Origin of the sequence: Winogradskyella costae, assembly GCF_013403865.1 — a bacterium.
Classification (GTDB): Bacteria; Bacteroidota; Bacteroidia; order Flavobacteriales; family Flavobacteriaceae; genus Winogradskyella; species Winogradskyella costae.
In genome coordinates this window covers 1-659 of record NZ_JABFDK010000048.1, presented here as the reverse complement: position 1 = coordinate 659, position 659 = coordinate 1, and the positions used below count along the sequence as shown (strand labels likewise).

Annotated in this window: 1 protein-coding gene; it reads right to left on the bottom strand. The window is 29.9% G+C overall.

The window, feature by feature from the left end; all coding sequences use genetic code 11:
- Positions 1-419 precede the first annotated feature (419 nt).
- Positions 420-659, bottom strand: a 240-nt coding sequence (locus HM986_RS17660) for a hypothetical protein (RefSeq protein ID WP_218841471.1), incomplete at its 5' end; no start/stop codon positions are given.

The following is a 659-nucleotide window of genomic DNA, read 5'->3' as shown; positions in this document are numbered from 1 at the left end:
AACGTGATTGTGTATGGTTAGTTGCGTGGTTAAGCAACTAATTTAGCAAACTTTTACGAACCCGTGAAAATTCCGCAGGAATTTTCGCAAGTAAGCTCAATGAAGCAATTAATTATACACGGTGTTGGCATTTCGTTGTTTTTTTATTCAGACTTCCTGTTATTTGGCTTAACTCCATTTTTAGTTTTTCCAACGCTTGAGTGAATTCAGTCAGCATTTTATTCAGTCAGCATTTTATTCCGTAAACTTTTTCAATTCCGATTGAGTGAGCAATTTCGCAACTTGCTAAATTCCGCATATAATTCGGTTTTTGATTTTCATTTCAGATAACTAATAGGGTAAAAGAAATGCTCTTATTCTATAACCCCAAATTGTCATGATAGTAATTTCAATTATTTGAAATAGTATAATAAAAAATATTACTTTAAAAATGTATTTTCTTTTTTCCAAATAAGGATTGATACTATTATTATTTGAAGAATTCCGAATATTATATTGAAAGCGTAAATGGCCATATCTCCACCAGAAACTCCCATGTTTTTATAAAAAATAAAACAAAACATTAAAAACGAAACTAAACAGTTTATTAGAATCCATTTATTTAATTTGGTCATATTATTTATTGATTTTGAGTGCGTTCCGCAATGAATGCCAACGTG